The following is an 18,620-nucleotide window of genomic DNA, read 5'->3' as shown; positions in this document are numbered from 1 at the left end:
TATAGAAGGTTATTAAAGTAAATGAAAAGGCAGGTGATGTACTCTTTTAATATCCTGGTATTCTATTCCAACAAATCAAAGGATTATTTGCAGTTGGATGGAGTGGTGGCAAAAGAGCCAAAAGCTCTCAAAACCGAGTGCTGTGAAAAATACAAAAAGGGCAAACGCTGTAAGCGCTGCCCTTGTTTTGACCTATTGGAAAATTCTGAAATTTCTGATTAAAAAGCCGGCATGCCGGTAATATCCATTCCGGTAATTAGTAGATGAATATCGTGAGTACCTTCGTAAGTAATAACGCTTTCCAGGTTCATCATATGACGCATAATACTGTACTCGCCGGTAATTCCCATTCCACCTAAAATCTGTCTTGCTTCTCTGGCAATGTTAATAGCCATTTCTACATTATTCCTTTTTGCCATGGATATCTGGGATGAAGTAGCTTTGCCTTCATTTCGCAAAACCCCAAGTCTCCATGCCATTAGTTGAGCTTTTGTGATTTCGGTGATCATTTCAGCCAGTTTTTTCTGCTGTAGTTGTTTTCCCGCAATGGGTTTATCGAATTGAACCCGCTCTTTGGCATACCTCAAAGCGGTGTCATAACAATCCATCGCAGCGCCTATTGCTCCCCAGGCAATTCCGAACCGCGCTGAATCAAGACAACCGAGTGGGGCACCAAGTCCACTTTTATTCGGCATTAAATTTTCTTTGGGAACCTTCACGTTGTCAAAAATAAGTTCTCCGGTAGCACTGGCGCGTAGCGACCATTTGTTGTGGGTTTCAGGAGTAGAAAAACCTTCCATTCCACGCTCTACGATAAGGCCGTGGATACGCCCTTCTTCGTTTTTAGCCCAAACTATGGCGATATCGGCGAATGGGGCATTGGAGATCCACATTTTCGCTCCGTTAAGTAAATAATGATCACCTTTATCTTTAAAGTTAGTAACCATTCCGGCAGGATTAGAACCGTAATCGGGTTCGGTAAGGCCAAAACAACCCATCATCTCGCCGCTGGCTAGTTTAGGCAGGTATTTTTTCTTTTGCTCTTCGGTACCGTATTTAAAAATGGGATACATCACCAGGGAAGATTGTACAGATGCGGTAGAACGCACTCCGCTGTCGCCACGTTCAATTTCCTGCATGATGAGTCCGTAGGAGATCTGGTCGAGTCCGGCTCCACCGTATTCTTCAGGAATATAAGGGCCAAAAGCACCAATTTCAGCTAAACCTCCTATTATAGATTTTGGAAATTCGGCTTTTTGGGCTGCGTCTTCAATTATTGGGGAAACTTCGCGCTTTACCCATTCCCGGGCAGCATCGCGAACCATTTTATGTTCATCGGTTAAAAGCTCGTCGAGATTAAAATAATCGGGAGCCTGAAATAAATCTGGTTTCATGTTGTGTAGTGTTTTACACAAATGTAGCCAAGCTTTTTATAGCAAACAATTTTAAGATTATAATTTAAGATAGAAGTCTTTTACCAGATTTTTGTAGGCTTCTGTATAATTATGACGTGAAATTTCAATAATAAGTTCATTCTCTTCTATAGGAATTTCTCTGAAACTAAAACTCATTAAACTTCTTTTTATTTCTGAAGTTTCAGTTCCCCGTACTCTGGTAATTCGCTTCGGAAAAAGACCAACCTTTCTGGCTAAGGCTAAAAAACCTGTTTCTTCTTTATACGGAATAATGACACTGAATTCCCCTTTCGGACTTAATAATTTTGAGACTCCTTCTACTAATTCTGAAAATGGCAAAGCTTCAACAAAACGAGCTTTATTTCTACTTGTGCTTTCTGAAATATAATCTTCAGCATAAAAAGGCGGATTGGAAACAAGGAGATCATATTTTTCTTCGTCCTGCATTTCTTCAACAAATTCATCAAAGGCAGCGTGATAGCAGAAGAGTCGGTCACTCCACTCGCTGTTCTCAAAATTTTCTACGGCTTGTTCGTAAGCATCATCATCTATCTCCATGGCATCAATAAGCAGGGCATGGGAGCGCTGTGCGAGCATTAAAGCGATTATACCTGTTCCTGTTCCAATATCGAGGATGCTATCCGGTTGATGCTCCAGGGAGGTCCATGCGCCAAGGAGGACTCCGTCAGTTCCAATCTTCATCGCGCATCGATCCTGCTCTATTTTGAATTCTTTAAACTGAAATGCTTTGTTGGACATTGTGAAAATTAATGGATTATGTAAGCCTTCCGGAATAGATTAAATGTAATTATTTTCCTGAAACCATTGAATACTTTCCCTTATGGAGGAATCAATATGCGTTTCCGGCATGTTTAGTTCTTTTTTGGCCTTTGTGTTGCTGAAATAATTATTTGAAAACAACATTTGAATATTTGTTATGAGTAACAATAGCTTTTTATTTGGAATAATGCGATACAGACCTTCAACTGGTTTGAGTAAACTTTTTGGGATAGGAATCAGGAAGTGGTTTTCTTCTGAAAATCTGGTAATTTTTTCAAAATATTCTTTATAAGTGAGGTTGACCCCCGAAAGTAAGTAGCTTTCTCCGGTCTCGCCCATTTTCAATGCATTTATACAAGCCGTCGCAGCAGCCGTTACTGCAACAAAACTTTTACCGCCCTTTGGATAGAAAACCAGTTTATTTTTTAATAAATAAAGCATTAACCTCCCGCTGGAAGGTTTAATGTCGTAAGGTCCAACCATAAAAGTGGGCGCTACTACAATAGCGGGGAAGTTGCTTTCTTTTGTTTCTTCTAAAATTAATTGGTGCGCTTTGTATTTGCTATGTGCATAACCGGAATTCTTTAAAAAAGACATAAAACCTGAATCTTCTTTACCGGGATTGGCTTTGCTTCCCATAGTAAAGGCATTGGCGCTACTTACGAACACAAACCTGCTGATTTTTTCTTTTTTTGAAGCTTCTATCAGCAATTTTGTACTGGTGATATTTGCTTCCCTGTAATCTTCAAAATCAGAAGAATCCTGACTTGTTTTTGCAGCGGCGTGAATTACGAAATCACAACCTTTAATGGCTTTTCCGATATCCTTAGTGCTACTTAAACTACCTCGAATTATTTTGCAATTTAGGTTTTTAAGTAACCTCGTGTCGCTCTTTTCCCTTATCAAGGTAACTACTTCATAATTTGCCTGTAAAAGCTGTTTGGAAATATGAAAACCCAAAAATCCACTTGCACCTGTTACCAAAACTTTTTTAGCCATTAGATTGAATTTCTGAAGCTTCAGGTTTTAGCTTACCATTGAGGATTTTAAGTTGGAGGGGGATGGGTAAAAAACGCAATAAAAGTGAATTGAACCAATTGAATTTTCCGGGGATGATTACCGTTTTTTTCTGCAGTAATTTTTCAAGGCATATTTCAGCTGTTTCCTTGGGAGTTAAAACCGAGTACTTTACCATTCCGGTTAAAGCTTTTACTCTTTTAGTGACATTTTCATTGGTAGGCATAGGGCCGGGGTGGGCTACTGCCACATGAATATTGCTATATTCTAATTCAGATTTAAGACCTCTGGAAAAGGAGTATACGAAAGCTTTACTTGCGGGGTAAACTGTCTTAAAAGGCATAGGTGCAAAGGCCGCAACACTGGAAATATTAAGGATATAAGCCTCTTCCTCTTGTTTTAAAACAGGCAGCAATTGGTGGGTTAACGTTACCAGGGATAAAATATTTAAGAGTACCATATCACTTAAATAAGTAAGGGTGGCATCTTCGAATCTTTTAGCTCCGCCAATTCCCGCATTGTTAATTAGCATGTTTATCCTGTAGTTTTTTACGAAAGCTATAACTTTATATAAATCTTCTTTTTTAGTAAGATCTGCTTCATATTGAATGGCTTTTATTCCATATTTCTCCTCTAACTCTTTTGCTAATTTCCCGTTGTTTTCGTTAGGAAGGGAGATTAGGATAAGATTTTGCATTTTTTTAGCGCAAATTTCAGCAAAGGCTTTCCCCAGGCCCTGGCTGGAACCAGTGATTAAAGTATATTTCTGGTTGGTTTTTTTCATATAATTATTTGAAGAATATTTCAGAAATAAGTGAAAATTTTTGGAATATGTTGCGTTTACAAGATACACCAGATAGAATTTTGACACAAAACTTTTCGTAAAAAGAGACAGATTAAACTCTTTAGATCCTGAGACATTTTTTTAACATAAAAAAACCGCTTCTGATTAAAGAAACGGTTTCATTGTTTATTGGTTTCCCGTCTTCACGGAAAATAACTGTTATTCGCCAAGTGCAACTCTTTCGAAACCTACAACTTCAAGGCTTGAGTCTACAGATTTTACATAATCTGAAACGCTTTGCTTGCTGTCTTTGATGTAAGCCTGATTAACAAGGGTATTATCTTTAAAGAATCTCTTGATCTTACCTTTTGCGATATTATCAAGCATTTCTTCAGGTTTACCTTCCTGACGAAGTTGATCCTTAGCGATCTCGATCTCTTTTTCAACAGTGCTCTGGTCCACACCTTCTTCGTTAAGGGCAACAGGATTCATCGCAGCGGCTTGCATAGAAACATTTTTAGCAGCTTCTTCAGCTCCTTCAACGTTTTTAGAAAGTCCGGTGATAACAGCGATTTTGTTTCCAGCATGGATGTAAGAACCTACGAAAGGAGCCTCAAGGGTTTTGAAAGCACCAATCTCGATCTTTTCACCGATAACACCGGTTTGCTCGGTTAGCTTCTCTTCTACAGTGATCCCTTTGTAATCTGCCTTAAGGAATTCATCTTTAGAATTATAATTTAAAGCAAGATCTGCGAAATCGTTTGCCAGGTTTACGAAATCATCGTTCTTGGCTACGAAATCAGTCTCACAGTTAAGTGAAATGATCACTCCTTTGTTGTTTTCGGCGTTGGTTTTTGCAATTGCAGCACCTTCAGCAGAATCACGGTCGGCTCTTTTAGCAGCTACCTTCTGTCCTTTTTTGCGAAGAACTTCAATAGCTTTGTCGAAATCACCATCGGTTTCAACCAAAGCTTTTTTGCAGTCCATCATTCCGGCACCGGTAGCTTTTCTTAATTTGTTTACTTCTGCAGCAGTTATCTTAGCCATAGTATTATATTTTATTAAAAAGTCGTTTAGAATCTAACTCAGAAAGAAAGGACTAAACGACTTTTAGATTTTATGAAAATATTGGTTTATTCTTCTTCGTTAGATGATTTAGCCTTATCAAGAGTTTCCTGCTTGTCTTCAAGCTTAACTTCTTCCTGGGCTTCTTTCATCGCTTTTTTATCTTCAGCGTCTTTAGAAGGAACTTCTGCATCTTCGGTTTTAGCTACTTTAGCTTTTGGCTCTTTAACAGCTTTTTCTTCGGTTTCTTCTTTTTCAGCTTTCTTGGAATCCTTGCTGGTTTTTCTTTCAGAAAGTCCTTCAACAATTGCGTCAGAAACATAAGAAACTACCTTACTGATGGATTTTGAAGCATCATCGTTGGAAGGGATTACGTATTCTACCTCACGAGGGTCTGAGTTGGTATCTACCATTGCAAAGATTGGAATGTTTAATTTCTGTGCTTCTTTAATGGCGATGTGTTCACGGGTGATATCAACTACAAACAGCGCTCCTGGAAGTCTGCTCATTTCAGAAATAGAACCAAGGTTCTTTTCTAATTTTGCTCTAAGACGATCTACCTGAAGACGTTCTTTTTTAGAAAGGGTGTTGAATGTACCATCTTTTTTCATTCGGTCTATAGAAGCCATTTTCTTAACGGCTTTACGAATGGTTACGAAGTTGGTAAGCATACCACCGGGCCAGCGCTCGGTGATGTAAGGCATGTTTGCTTTTTCAGCTTGCTCGGCTACGATCTCTTTAGCCTGCTTTTTGGTAGCTACAAAAAGTATTTTTCTGCCGCTGGCTGCTATTTTTGCTAGAGCCTCTCCGGCTTCCTGCATTTTTGCAGCACTTTTATATAGGTTGATAATGTGAATCCCGTTGCGCTCCATATAGATATATGGGGCCATATTTGGGTTCCATCTTCTTGTAAGGTGTCCAAAATGTACACCTGCATCAAGTAATTCTTTTACTTCTACTTTGTTTGCCATTTTTGTAATAGTTTACGTTCTGTTGAAGATAGCAACAAGTAAGTGGCTATTTTTAGGAAAAATACGGCCTTACCTGTTTAGATGCTAAACTAACTTCCGCGGCAAGCGGAATAACAACAAAATTCTTTTTAGTATTAAATGAACTTCCGGGAAATTACCCCGATAATAATTAACGTTTAGAGAACTGGAATTTCTTACGGGCTTTCTTCTGTCCGAATTTCTTACGTTCTACCATTCTTGGATCTCTGGTCATTAAGCCTTCTGGTTTTAGCAGGGCTCTATTCTCAGCATCCAATTCTACCATTGCTCTTGCTACTGCAAGACGAATAGCTTCTGCCTGGCCGGTGATTCCTCCTCCGAAAACATTGACTTTAATATCGAAGTTACCTTCGTTGCCGGTAATGTTCAGAGCCTGGTTTACTTTATACTGGAGTGTACCTGTAGTGAAGTAATCCTTAAGGTCTTTTTTGTTAATGGTAAAGTTTCCGCTTCCTTCAGAAACGTAAATCCTTGCAACCGCTGTTTTTCTACGGCCAATTTTGTGAATAACCTCCATTACTTAAGATCGTTTAAGTTAATAGTTTTAGGTTTTTGTGCGCTGTGATCATGTTCAGATCCAACATAAACCTTTAAATTTCTGAATAGTTCTGCTCCAAGTTTGTTCTTTGGTAGCATCCCCTTTACTGCTTTCTCAACAAGACGCTCTGGCGCTTTGTCGAATAATTCAGAAGCTGTTAAACTTCTCTGTCCCCCTGGATAACCGGTGTGGCGAATATATTCTTTCGCATCCCATTTCTTTCCGGTTAAGTTGATCTTTTCGGAATTGATAACAATGACGTTATCTCCACAATCAACGTGTGGGGTAAAATCAGGCTTATGCTTACCTCTTAGTAGCTTGGCTACTTTAGATGAAAGGCGGCCTAAAGTCTGTCCTTCAGCATCAACAAGAACCCATTCCTTAGAAACGGTGGCCTTGTTTGCCGATACTGTTTTGTAGCTTAATGTGTCCACACTAATTAAATTTACTTATTATTAAACATTCCATTCCCGTTCCCTACATGAATCATGGCGGGAAAACGGGGTGCAAATGTACAATTATAAATTCATATAGCAAATATGTGTCTTATTAATTTATTACTTTGGAAGTCACTGGGGTTCAAGACATTTTGTTAAGCTTTATTTCACAATTTTAATCATTGATCTCTTCAGAAAATCGGATCAGCAGATTCCTACAATAAATTTATTTTGAAACACCGGAAATGCCTGTCTGTGGCGACAAGGGGTTCAAAAGCAACGATTAACGGTAAATTAAGTGTTAAAAAAGTCACAAAATACCTTAATAATTTTTTAAATTTGCACCTACAATAATGAGTGCTATGAAAAAATTTACAAATCTGGTAGGCGGAATGATGTTGATTGGGATCACGGTTTTTTTTCAGTCTTGTGAACCGGAAACAATGAGCCTTAATGAGGAGCCTATAACAACAGTAGATGCCACTATTGAACGAAGTTCATTAGTAGGTCGTTGGGAATTAGAATCCATGGATTCTGATGTTGCCGTTAATTTAAATTTTGATGAGTCTTCCAGTACAGATATTTTGTCTGAAACCCGTTGTTTCGACAATATGTTTTATACTTTCCAGGCGAATGGAGATGTCACCACCGGACAAGCAAAACTTGATTTTGGGCCTGAAGATGATGAGTTTAAATGTAATTATGGTGAATATTCAGCCAGTTATGATGTGAACGACCAGAACGAATTGGAGGTTACATTTGAATATAATGGTTCTACTTTAACTGAAACCAAGAGCATTTCACTTTACGAGGAGGGAACCGAGGAATTTATGAAAGTTACCCTTTCTGAAATGGAAGCCTCAGCTTATGTTGATGATCCGGGAACTACAGTTGCTTCTGAAATCGAAGAAATAATTATGGTTTACAAAAAAGTAACTATCCAATAATATTAAAAAATATTAAAAGAGGCTGTTCCGCAAGGACAGCCTCTTTTTTATATTCCATTTTTAAGAATTGCTAATTTATAATTCGTATCCTAAATCCTCTAGCGCATCTACAATTAAATCTGCATAATAAGATGCGGAAGCCGAAGGAGTTACCTCGTAGTTGTAACCAAATTCAGTTCTATCAGATAGACCAAAGCTATCGCTGTAATTACCGGTACCATTTTCAACATAGCCTATTAAAGATTTAAAAATCCCAAAAGCTTCATGACCTGTAGTTTCCACCTGGAATATTATCCCTCGGTAATAATTTGCAGGAAATGAGTTTAGCCTGCTTCTAAGCGTTGTAATATCTGTATCATATGTTGCGGTTCTAGGAGAGTTCTGATCCCAGGGACCAGAAGTGGGATGGTAAATGTACTCAGCCTCGTCCTGGAAAACCATGGCGATTACATTTCCGCTGGGAGTCTCACCCTGGATATTTAACATGTTGAAGGTTCTTTCATCAGGAACTGAAATTACCTTTACCTTATCATCGTAAGCATCTTCATCATTATCATATAAAGCGATTAAAGCATCTTTTAATAAGGTATTTCGCATTTCCTGAAGTGGAGATAGGGTCGCGTCCATAGAACCTGAGGAATCAAAGTAAATATAAATATTAGTATCTACATCAATTACGGGAGGTGTCCCATTATCAGTTAAGGGTGGTGTATCTGTAGCGCAACCAACCCCTTCTCTAAAGTGCCAGTAGTCTAATGCATCCTCTCCATCAAATAAGGACCTTACCTGAACATCAGTAAGTGTAAAGCTTCTTATTACCTCTTCCGTTACATCACCGTAGGCATCAGAATTAAGCAATGTTATCTCTACATAGTAATTGTCCACTGTATCTTCTCCTCCAACATCAGGTAATGCTACACAAACAGTAGTGCCTGAATAATCACCGTTAGCATCCATTTCAACTGTATTGCGGACATCAGAATGTATTACATCTCCCGTATTATCATCTCCACTCCAGATATTCACAGAATATTCGGCAGGATAATGTCTTCCGTTATCATCGCAATAATTCCCGAAAATACAGAACTCTATAGCTTGGGTTGGATGAAGATCAAAGAATAAATAGCCAAATTCATTCACAGTACGATCATCAAAACACAGTACTTCTACATCTACGTATTTTTTTGTTCCCGCTCCCAGGTCGAAGTCCATTGGTAGTGCTGAACCTACCCATGTTGTATATTCACTTTCCCCATAAGGAGCAAGCCAGATTAAAACATCATTTTCATCGTAAACAGCAAAATAATCCAGGCTATATGGGCCAGGAACCAGTTCGAGATCCGAAGACTCAACGGTGAAATATTCTTCGGTTCCATCGTCATCATAGTCGCCGGGAGTAGGATTTACTCCTACTTCTAAGGGTTCTTCGTAACTACCAACATCAGTAGTACCGCTTAATACCACATGCACATAGGACGGAACTAACTCCGAACAATCTGGTAAAGTCATCTCCTGTCTGGTCTGTGAATCTTCCAGCAGATCATTTAAAACAGCTCCAAAATTAAGAGTGGCCATTTCAGGATCATCGGTTGGGATGGAGTCAACTTCATCTTTACTACAGGCAGTCATCAACATAGCCAGAACAGCCATGTACATCAGGTAATTTTTAAATCTTTTCATAATTAAAAGTTTTTGGTTAAATATTGATTGATTAATAAATCCAAAGTCAGTTAACCATAAAAGGAGTAGGTGTCCAAAAAGGACATAGTTGATCTGGGAGGGAAGGAGCTAAAAAAATGTAGGGGATAAATCAAGACCGGGTTCTAAAGGTGTCCGGTATATTGATTTTTTCAAATATAGAATTATAAAAGGTGTGAAGACAATGGGGGAATGCCCGTAAAAAATGGCTTAATACGGGAATTAGTAAGATATAGCGTAAAATTTAATGGGCCTCAAGCCAGTTCTGGCCAATGCCTACCTCAACATCCAATGGCACTTCAAGTTTATAAGCGGTCTCCATTTCGGTCTTTATCATTTTTCTGATCTCATCCAACTCGGCTTTATGAGCATCAAAAACCAATTCATCATGCACCTGAAGCAGCATTTTGGTTTTGTAATTCCCTTTAGAGAGTTTTCGGTGAATATTGATCATCGCAAGTTTAATGATGTCTGCTGCACTTCCCTGGATTGGAGCATTCACAGCATTTCTTTCGGCTGCCCCTCTAATCACGGCATTTTGCGAATTGATATCCTTTAAATAACGTCTTCGGCCTAAAATGGTTTGGACATAACCGTGTTCACGGGCAAAAGCTACCTGGTCTCCAATGTAATTGGTGAGTTTGGGATAAGTTTTATAGTAGGTATCAATAAGTTCTTTGGCCTCGCTGCGGGTTAAATTGGTTTGATTGCTTAAACCAAAAGCCGAAACCCCGTATACAATTCCAAAATTAACCGTTTTTGCATTACTACGTTGCTCTCTGGTTACTTCTTCCAGAGGCACGTTGAATACTTTTGCCGCTGTTGAAGCGTGAATATCTTCCCCATTCTTAAAGGCATTTATCATATTCTCTTCATTGCTAAGCGCAGCAATAATTCTCAATTCTATCTGGGAGTAATCGGCCGCGAGCAGGATAAAGTTTTCATCCCGGGGAACAAAGGCCTTTCTCACTTCTCTCCCGCGCTCGGTTCTTATCGGGATATTCTGCAGGTTGGGATTGTTGGAACTTAACCTTCCGGTTGCAGCAGTGGTTTGCACATAATCGGTATGTACTCTACCGGTTGTCTTCTCGATCTGGTTCGGCAGGGCGGTCACATAAGTATTTAATAGTTTCACCAGTGCCCGGTAATCGAGTACGTATTTTATAATTTTATTTTCTTTAGCTAAAACCGAGAGCACATCTTCACTGGTAGAATACTGTCCTGTTTTTGTCTTCTTGGGTTTTTTAACCAGTTCCATTTTTTCAAAAAGGATCACTCCCAGTTGTTTTGGGGAACTGATCTTGAATTCCTCACCTGCCTCAGTAAATATTTTCTTCTCCAATTCTGCAATATCATTTTGCAAAGCTTCGGTAAGGGAATTGAGGAATTTTTCGTCCAGGTTAATTCCTTCCAGCTCCATGTCTGCCAGAACTCGAACCAGGGGAATCTCTATATCATCAAAAAGTTTTCTGGTATTCGCTTCTTTTAATTCCGCTTCGAAAAATTTCTTTAGCTGAAGAGTGACATCAGCATCTTCCACACCATATTCTGTTTGCAACTCCAGCGGAACATCCCGCATAGATTTTTGATTCTTGCCTTTTTTTCCAATTAACTCTGAAATGGGCTGCGGACTATAATTCAAATAGGTTTCTGCAAGGACATCCATATTGTGGCGCATATCGGGATTAATGAGATAATGCGCGATCATAGTGTCAAAAAGCTGGCCTTTGATCCTTATCCCGTATTTTGCAAGAACTTTAATATCGTATTTTAAATTCTGTCCGGTTTTTTCAATGCTTTCATCTTCGAAGAATGGTCTTAACTCCTCGATGAGATTTTGTGTTTCATCCCGGTTTTCGGGGAAAGGCAAATAGAAGCCCTTTCCGGTTTCCCAGGAAAAACCAATTCCAACCAGTTCGGCTTCAAGAGCATTTAAACTAGTGGTTTCGGTATCAAAACACACACTTTTTTGCTTCATCAGGTTTTTTAGGAAGAGGCTTCGTGCCATTCCTGTGGTGAGGCTCTGGTAAACATGCGGAGTATCTTTTAATGTTTTTCTTCCCGAAGTTGTTTCTATAATTTCCTCGGAATTAGCTCCAAATAGTGAAAACTGACCTTCCCCGGCTGTCTTTGCATTCTGTCGGGCCGAAGGTGAGTTGGTAACCTGTGTTTGGACAGGTTGCTGCTCTCCACTAAATAATTTTAAAAACTGATCTTTAAGCCTTCTGAATTCCAGCTCATCAAATATCTTCTGAACTTTTTCAGCATCAGGCATGGAGAGTTCATAATCTTCGGCATGGAATTTTACATCGCAGTCGGTTAAGATCGCAGCTAGTCTTTTAGACATAAGACCTTGCTCTTTATGAGCTTCCACTTTTTCCCGCATTTTACCTTTTAGCTTATCGGTATTTGCCAGCAGATTTTCCATGCTTCCAAATTCCTTGATAAACTTTTTAGCCGTTTTCTCACCTACCCCCGGAAGTCCGGGAATATTGTCTACTGCATCGCCCATCATCCCGAGAAAATCGATAACCTGATCTGGAGTTTCCACCTCAAATTTCTTTTGCACCTCCGGGATTCCCCAAATTTCGATACCATTTCCCATTCTTGCCGGGCGGTACATAAAAATGTTTTCGGTTACCAGTTGTGCAAAATCCTTATCGGGAGTTACCATATAAACCCGGTAATTTTCTTTTTCAGCTTGCTGAGCTAAAGTACCAATGATATCATCGGCTTCACAACCGGGTAGCACCACCACCGGAATGTGCATAGCATTAAGAATATCCTGAATTATGGGAATAGCCTCTTTTATGGGTTCCGGAGTTGCATCCCGGTGTGCTTTGTATTCCGTAAACATCTCGGTGCGTACTATACTGCCTTCTTTGTCAAAACAAACGGCCAGATGATCTGGTCTTTCCCTTCTTATTACATCAAAAAGAGAATTCATGAAACCCATGATGGCCGAGGTGTCAAAGCCCTTAGAATTGATCCTGGGGTTCTTTATAAATGCATAATAACCACGGAAAATCAACGCATAAGCATCAACGAGAAACAGACGTTTTTGATCAGACATATAGAAGGAAATTTATTTTTTCTAAGAATATTCCAAAACTACAAAGATAAAATCATACCTCATCTGAGCCGGATATAAAAATTGAGAAACAAAGGCAGGCTTTTTGTCAAAAGAAGTTATGGCTATTAAATTTTTCGGCTTATACAGGAGTTAAAACTTCTGTTAACGAATCTTTTAAAGTAGAAGTTAAAAGTATATTTGCAAAAAAAAATTCAGAAGTTCAATGCGTTGGCTCATTTTCATAGGTTTTTATCTCATAATTGATATTTATGCCTTTCAGGTTTTACGGAATTTCACCCGTAGTAACCTGGTAATTATCATATATATATTTATTTCGGTTGCCGTGGTAGGAAATTTCATCTATCAGTGGATGCAACCCAGCGAAGGTAGTGTTCTCTCGGGGGCGCGTGGATATGCCTTCGGTTTTCTTCTGGCTGTAATGCTGGCAAAATTACTGATGACTCTTTTTATGCTGGGCGAAGATATCTACAGGATTGGTGCCGGGACAGTAAATAAATTTTCTGAAGATAGTTTTGATATGCCTTCACGACGGAAATTTATCGGTCAACTTGCTTTGGGGATCGCGGCTATTCCGTTTGCTTCTGTTTTATACGGGATGTACCAGGGGCGTTATAATTTTAGGGTCCTGCGATACACGCTTTACTTTGAAGACCTGCCTGATGCCTTTGATGGCTATAAACTTAGCCAGATAAGTGATGTGCATAGCGGAAGTTTTGACAATAAGGATAAAATAAAGTATGGAGTAGACCTTCTGAATAAACAGGAAAGTGATCTCGTTGTTTTTACCGGGGATCTGGTGAATAATATAGCTTCGGAAATGGAGCCGTGGAAGGAGATGTTTTCATCTATCACAGCAAAAGATGGAGTATATTCAGTTTTGGGGAATCATGATTACGGGGATTATAAGAATTGGTCATCCCAGGAAGAAAAATCAGAAAATCTCGAAAAATTAAAGAATACCCATGCTGAAATGGGTTGGAACCTCTTGCTAAATGAGCACCGTTTCATTGAAAAGAACGGTCAACGCCTTGCACTCGTGGGAGTGGAAAACTGGGGGATAGGCGGATTTAAAAAAGCGGGAGATCTTGAAGCGGCCGCAGACGGACTTTCGGCAAAAGACTTTAAAGTACTGCTTAGCCATGACCCTTCTCACTGGCAGGAAATGGTCAAGAACGACGATAAAAACTTTCATTTAACTTTAAGTGGCCACACCCACGGGATGCAGTTTGGGATTGAGATCCCCGGTTGGTTCCGATGGAGCCCTGTGCAGTATCGCTATAAAAACTGGGCGGGTATTTATGAGGAATTCGGCAGGTATATTAATGTAAACCGCGGATTTGGTTACCTCGCTTTCCCCGGTCGGGTGGGCATATGGCCTGAAATAAGTGTGATTGAGCTTAAAAAGGGCAGTAAGCCCGCTTAATTAGAAGAATTTGCTATATTTGAGTAAGCCGATGCAGTACTAACTAAAATTAAAGCTGATGTCTAAATTTGGTGAATTAGTTGATCTTAAAATCCCTGTTTTATTGGATTTTTATACTGAAGGTAATAGCGCATCGGTTTCCATGAATCCCGTTTTACGAGATGTTGCTTCGGCCCTTGGTAATAAGGCCAAGGTTATAAAAATAGATATTGATAAGAACTCCCAGTTAGCTGAAGCCCTTCGGGTAAAAGCACTTCCAACTTTAATGATCTATAAATCCGGGGAGATGAAGTGGCGCCAAAGTGGGGAGCAGGATGCCCCAACCCTTATTGGCCTGTTAAAGGAGTACATCTAAATACTCCGAAATTCATATCCTTTTTCCGAAAAATATTTAAGAACTTTCGGTAAGGCATAACGAAGATTTTTAGAGGCTTTCCGGCTATCATGAAAAACGATAAGGCTCCCTTCTGAGGCATTTTCAACTACGTTTTTATAACAGGTTTCTTTTTGGACATTATTGTCAAAATCCCAGCTTATCACATCCCACATAACGATTTTAAAACCCTCTTTGCTGAGTTTCCTTGCCTGGGAATTTTTTATTTTTCCAAAGGGCGGCCTGAATAATTTCGGGAAAGGTTTTACAGGGTATTTCTTGCTTAGTAAATCTTCAGTTGAAAGCACATCATGTACGTATTTTGAAGTTGAAGTTTTCCACCCGTTTAAATGATAAAAACTGTGATTTCCAATTGCATGCCCTTCTGAAATTACCTGCTGAAAGACCTCCGGATTTTTTTTGATGTTTTCACCAATACAAAAAAAGGTGGCTTTTGCTTTATATTCTCTTAATTGATCAAGAACCCATGGTGTTATTTCGGGAACCGGACCGTCATCAAAAGTGAGGTAAATACTTTTAGGATTTTCAATACGTGTGATTCTATCAGGATAAAACCATCTTAGCACTGAAGGATATTTTACCAGTAACCTATTCATCTTATACAGTAAAAGCCTGCCTGTAAATTCTGGATCCCGAAATAAATTATAAATCCAGCCCAGGAATTTACAGGAAGGCTCTTTGTTTTATTCAGTAGTATCCAGCTGCGGGCTCTGGGTTTCTTCGTCTAACGGCTGCATGACGTCCTGTTCTATAGTTTCTTCCAACGGAACGTCGCCAGCTTCCATTTCCTCCTCGTCACCATAGAAATGCCTGAACATTTTCAAGTGATCATTAAATTCATCGGCCTTTTCCTGTATGATCTCTTCATCCTGATTCCTAACCAGGATATCTACCAGGCTTCGGTAGCGCTCCATATTTGAGATTATTTCGTCAGCATACCGGTATTGTCGGTCTACTCCCCAGGTGCTGAACCAATTGAGGTTTTCCTGGTATTTTGTGGCAACCTGCTCCCAAATTTCACGGGCACGTTCCGGCTCACCTACTTTGTAATAGCCGTCTATATATGGTTCTACCAGACTGTAATAGCCGTAGTATTCTACAGGAGTGTGCTCCATCGCCAGATCAAGGATTTCTTTGGCGCGGGTGGTATCTCCTTCATTCAGGAGATTTTCTACAAGACGAGCCAGGTTGCTGCGATAAGTAATAGAATTCTTACGGGTTTCCGGATCATGGTAAATGTCTTCGCTTCCCATATTACCCCAATCCCAGCTTTTCACGATATCGTACATCTTTTCGGTGTTGACCTTACCCATATCGTATGGATTTCTGGGGTCAATTGGAGTTTCTATCGGTACCAGTTTGTATGCGAGCCCTTCCAGTTGCAGATAATCCTTCATCCAGAGATAATCGTCGTCGCCGTAACTTCCACCGGTAAAATAGATGGGGCGTTCCCAGTTATTGTTGGCCACAATATCCAACATCATCAATCGGTTTTTGTAAAGGACCTGACCGCCAATTTCCAGATCGATATGATCTACAATCTGGTCGGCAAACTCTTCTCTTACTATTCCGTTTTCAAGAACGGTTTGTTTATCAACCGGTATCCTTGCATATTTTGATGGGAAAGTATTCACGAACTGGCCGCTTTGTAATTCAGCTTTCGTACGGGAATCATCATTTTGTATGTAATCCAATATGGTTTTAAGTGCTAAAGTATCCTGGGTGATCTCCCTAAAGAATACCGCGTCATTTTTCCCGGTATAATCCTCGGGTTCAAATTGGGAAGGGATTGGGTCACTTTCAAAGGCCTTTCGTTTCATCTGGTCTATATACCAGTCGGTAGCGAATAAACTGGTGTTGACTACCCGAACATCGGTTCTGTAGCGTTCAATTTGTTGCGCATACCATAAGGCAAAAGTGTCATTATCCCCAATGGTGAAAATTATACCATTTTCGTCAACCGAATCCAGGTACATTTTGGCCATGGTTAGGGTAGTATCTCTGCCGCTTCTGTCGTGATCATCCCAATTTTCCGAAGCTAGAATTACGGGTACAGCAAGCAGGGAAACAGCCGTAACAACGGGCGCCACTATTTTTGGAGTCAGGAATTTTTTCGCCCAATCAAAAAGGGCATAAACCCCAATTCCTATCCATATTGCAAAGACATAAAATGATCCTACGAGAGCATAATCACGTTCCCTGGGTTCGAAAGGTCGTTCGTTGAGGTAGATTTTCAAGGCTATTCCCGTAAAGAGGAAAAACACCAGTAAGACCCAGAAATTATTCTTATCCCGTTTAAAATGAAACACCAACCCAATTAAGCCCAGAATTAAGGGTAAAAAGTAATAGGTGTTTCGCGCTTTATTGTTCTTTACATCCGAAGGCAGGTTATCCTGGGGTCCCAGTCGCATTTCATCTATAAAATCGATTCCGCTTAGCCAGTTTCCATGCAAGTCGTCATATTTCCCCTGAATATCATCCTGGCGGCCTACGAAATTCCACATAAAATAGCGCCAGTACATATAACCTATCTGGTATTCAAGCAGGTAGGCTATATTTGCAGCAAAAGAGGGTTTCTCTACATTAATATAATCTCCAAACTGCTGTAAAAACCTGTGATAATCGGTATTATCAAGCCTGCCCTGGGCATATTCATTTTTAAATTCCTGTATGGCCTGCATGAGCTGTTCTTCACCCTGGTATTCTCTCTTTACCGAGAAATCAAGGGGACCGGTAAATTCCATATAATTTGCGGCGTGTTCACTGCTCCACATCCTGGGAAGAATTGCCTTATGACTGTCATCCAAATTTTGACGGGCATTTTTATAATCGTTCACAATAACATATTCCCCTTTTTCCTCATCTTTTTCATAATGAGGCTTGCCGTCTTTATATGGATTGTCTGGATCTAAGCCACTGTAAATTTCTGAAAACTGAGGACCGTAGAAAAGATGGGTTTCGCCATATTGTTCCCGATTATAATAGGCCAGTAATTCCCGGGCGCTATCAGGGCTGTTTTCGTTGATTACTGTTGGCGCATTAGACCTTATAGGTAACATCACCCAGCTTGAGAAACCTATTAAAATGAAAAGAATGCACAAAAAGAGGGTGTTTAGTTGGAAATACCTCTTTTTACGGGTATAATTTATTCCGTAGTAAAAAGCGATCACTATTAATAAGAAAGCAACTATGGTTCCGGTATTAAAAGGCAGACCAAGTGAATTGGTGAAAAATATTTCTGAAGCACCAAAGAAAGTAAGGGTATAGGGAAGCAGCAACTTGAAGATGAACATTAGCACAGCTACAACTACGATATTGGCGATGATGAAATTCTTAACTGTAACCTTCTTATAATGCTTGAAGAAATATAAAAATCCTATTGCGGGAATGGTTAACAAGCCCATAAAATGCACTCCAAAAGAAAGGCCTATCACAAGGGAAATAAGGATAAGCCAACGGTTTCCACGGGGTTTAAACATATCCCGTTCCCAAAGTAATCCCAGGTAGAACATAAGTGCCATGAGGCATGCCGCCATGGCATAAACTTCTGCTTCCACAGCGCTAAACCAAAAACTATCTGTAAAGGTAAAGGCGAGAGATCCTACGGCAGCACTACCAAGTACGGCGATTTTCTTTGCTGTACTTAATTTTTCGGTGGGCCCAGCAATTTTCAGAACCAGTATACTAATTGACCAGAACATAAAGAGTACCGCGAAAGCACTTGCGGTCCCAGACATGAAATTCACCATTAGCGCTACCTTGCTTTCATCGGTTGCAAACATTGAAAAGAATGCACCGGCCATTTGATAAAAAGGAGCTCCTGGAGGATGTCCTACTTCAAGGTTTGCCGAAGTGGCAATATATTCCCCGGCATCCCAAAAGCTAGCGGTTGGTTCTAAGGTTAAAGTATAGGTGGTTAGTGCAATTAAAAATACCAGCCATCCCAGTATTTTATTCCACTTTTTAAAGCTGAAATCCCTCATTATATTCTTTAATTGAATCTTGAATGGCGAATTTA

General features: G+C 39.8%; 16 protein-coding genes. 4 read left to right on the top strand and 12 right to left on the bottom strand.

The annotated features are described in order from the left end of the window. The first annotated feature begins 36 nt into the window (after positions 1-36). Positions 37-222, top strand: coding sequence for a hypothetical protein (locus tag ACESK1_RS00385; RefSeq protein WP_372916757.1), 186 nt, complete (start codon positions 37-39; stop codon positions 220-222). Here the strand turns inward: ACESK1_RS00385 and ACESK1_RS00380 are convergent. From ACESK1_RS00380 to rplM, 8 genes are all read right to left on the bottom strand, one after another. After that, entirely contained in the window at positions 219-1,394 is a 1,176-nt protein-coding gene (locus ACESK1_RS00380; RefSeq protein WP_372916755.1) for an acyl-CoA dehydrogenase family protein, read from the bottom strand. The genes ACESK1_RS00385 and ACESK1_RS00380 overlap by 4 nt on opposite strands. A 57-nt stretch (positions 1,395-1,451) precedes the next feature. After that, complete coding sequence (locus tag ACESK1_RS00375; RefSeq protein WP_372916752.1) at positions 1,452-2,174, bottom strand: tRNA1(Val) (adenine(37)-N6)-methyltransferase; 723 nt, start codon at positions 2,172-2,174, stop codon at positions 1,452-1,454. 39 nt (positions 2,175-2,213) lie between these two features. Beyond that, the gene (locus tag ACESK1_RS00370; RefSeq protein ID WP_372916750.1) at positions 2,214-3,194 is read right to left on the bottom strand and encodes an NAD-dependent epimerase/dehydratase family protein; all 981 of its coding nucleotides are present in this window, start codon (positions 3,192-3,194) and stop codon (positions 2,214-2,216) included. After that, positions 3,187-3,996 carry an SDR family NAD(P)-dependent oxidoreductase gene (locus ACESK1_RS00365; RefSeq protein ID WP_372916748.1) on the bottom strand — a complete coding sequence of 270 codons (810 nt, stop codon included), beginning with the start codon at positions 3,994-3,996 and terminating at the stop codon, positions 3,187-3,189. The genes ACESK1_RS00370 and ACESK1_RS00365 overlap by 8 nt, the downstream gene beginning before the upstream one ends. A 219-nt stretch (positions 3,997-4,215) precedes the next feature. After that, a complete protein-coding gene (tsf, locus tag ACESK1_RS00360) occupies positions 4,216-5,043 on the bottom strand; it encodes a translation elongation factor Ts (RefSeq protein ID WP_372916746.1) in 828 nt (275 codons plus the stop codon). 86 nt (positions 5,044-5,129) lie between these two features. Then, positions 5,130-6,032: a 30S ribosomal protein S2 gene (gene rpsB, locus ACESK1_RS00355; protein ID WP_372916744.1), complete on the bottom strand. Its 903-nt coding sequence runs from the start codon at positions 6,030-6,032 to the stop codon at positions 5,130-5,132. A 169-nt stretch (positions 6,033-6,201) separates the two neighbouring features. Next, positions 6,202-6,588: a 30S ribosomal protein S9 gene (rpsI, locus tag ACESK1_RS00350; RefSeq protein ID WP_372916743.1), complete on the bottom strand. Its 387-nt coding sequence runs from the start codon at positions 6,586-6,588 to the stop codon at positions 6,202-6,204. After that, a complete protein-coding gene (gene rplM / locus ACESK1_RS00345) occupies positions 6,588-7,043 on the bottom strand; it encodes a 50S ribosomal protein L13 (RefSeq protein WP_372916741.1) in 456 nt (151 codons plus the stop codon). The genes rpsI and rplM overlap by 1 nt, the downstream gene beginning before the upstream one ends. Positions 7,044-7,408: 365 nt before the next feature. On the opposite strand from rplM, the gene ACESK1_RS00340 reads away from it, so the two are divergent. Further along, a complete protein-coding gene (locus ACESK1_RS00340; protein ID WP_372916739.1) occupies positions 7,409-7,993 on the top strand; it encodes a hypothetical protein in 585 nt (194 codons plus the stop codon). 75 nt (positions 7,994-8,068) lie between these two features. Here ACESK1_RS00340 and ACESK1_RS00335 read toward each other — a convergent pair whose 3' ends face one another. Continuing rightward, on the bottom strand, positions 8,069-9,673 hold the full coding sequence (locus tag ACESK1_RS00335) for a hypothetical protein (protein WP_372916737.1): 1,605 nt from the start codon (positions 9,671-9,673) through the stop codon (positions 8,069-8,071). A gap of 262 nt (positions 9,674-9,935) precedes the next feature. Beyond that, positions 9,936-12,764 carry a DNA polymerase I gene (polA, locus tag ACESK1_RS00330; RefSeq protein WP_372916735.1) on the bottom strand — a complete coding sequence of 943 codons (2,829 nt, stop codon included), beginning with the start codon at positions 12,762-12,764 and terminating at the stop codon, positions 9,936-9,938. A gap of 223 nt (positions 12,765-12,987) precedes the next feature. On the opposite strand from polA, the gene ACESK1_RS00325 reads away from it, so the two are divergent. Then, the gene (locus ACESK1_RS00325; RefSeq protein WP_372916733.1) at positions 12,988-14,208 is read left to right on the top strand and encodes a metallophosphoesterase; all 1,221 of its coding nucleotides are present in this window, start codon (positions 12,988-12,990) and stop codon (positions 14,206-14,208) included. A gap of 58 nt (positions 14,209-14,266) precedes the next feature. Beyond that, entirely contained in the window at positions 14,267-14,563 is a 297-nt protein-coding gene (locus ACESK1_RS00320; protein WP_372916731.1) for a thioredoxin family protein, read from the top strand. On the opposite strand, the gene ACESK1_RS00315 is transcribed toward ACESK1_RS00320, so the two are convergent. Together ACESK1_RS00315 and ACESK1_RS00310 are read right to left on the bottom strand one after the other, a co-directional pair. Then, complete coding sequence (locus ACESK1_RS00315; RefSeq protein WP_372916729.1) at positions 14,560-15,198, bottom strand: polysaccharide deacetylase family protein; 639 nt, start codon at positions 15,196-15,198, stop codon at positions 14,560-14,562. The two genes, ACESK1_RS00320 and ACESK1_RS00315, sit on opposite strands and share 4 nt — an antisense overlap. Positions 15,199-15,285: 87 nt before the next feature. Continuing rightward, positions 15,286-18,585 (bottom strand): protein O-mannosyl-transferase family, encoded by a 3,300-nt coding sequence (locus ACESK1_RS00310; RefSeq protein ID WP_372916727.1) that lies wholly within the window; start codon positions 18,583-18,585, stop codon positions 15,286-15,288. Positions 18,586-18,620 lie beyond the last annotated feature (35 nt).

The sequence above is a fragment of the Salegentibacter sp. genome (assembly GCF_041642575.1).
Taxonomy (GTDB): Bacteria; Bacteroidota; Bacteroidia; order Flavobacteriales; family Flavobacteriaceae; genus Salegentibacter.
Note: the sequence above shows the minus strand (reverse complement) of the source record. Positions and strands in the feature narration are given on the sequence as shown.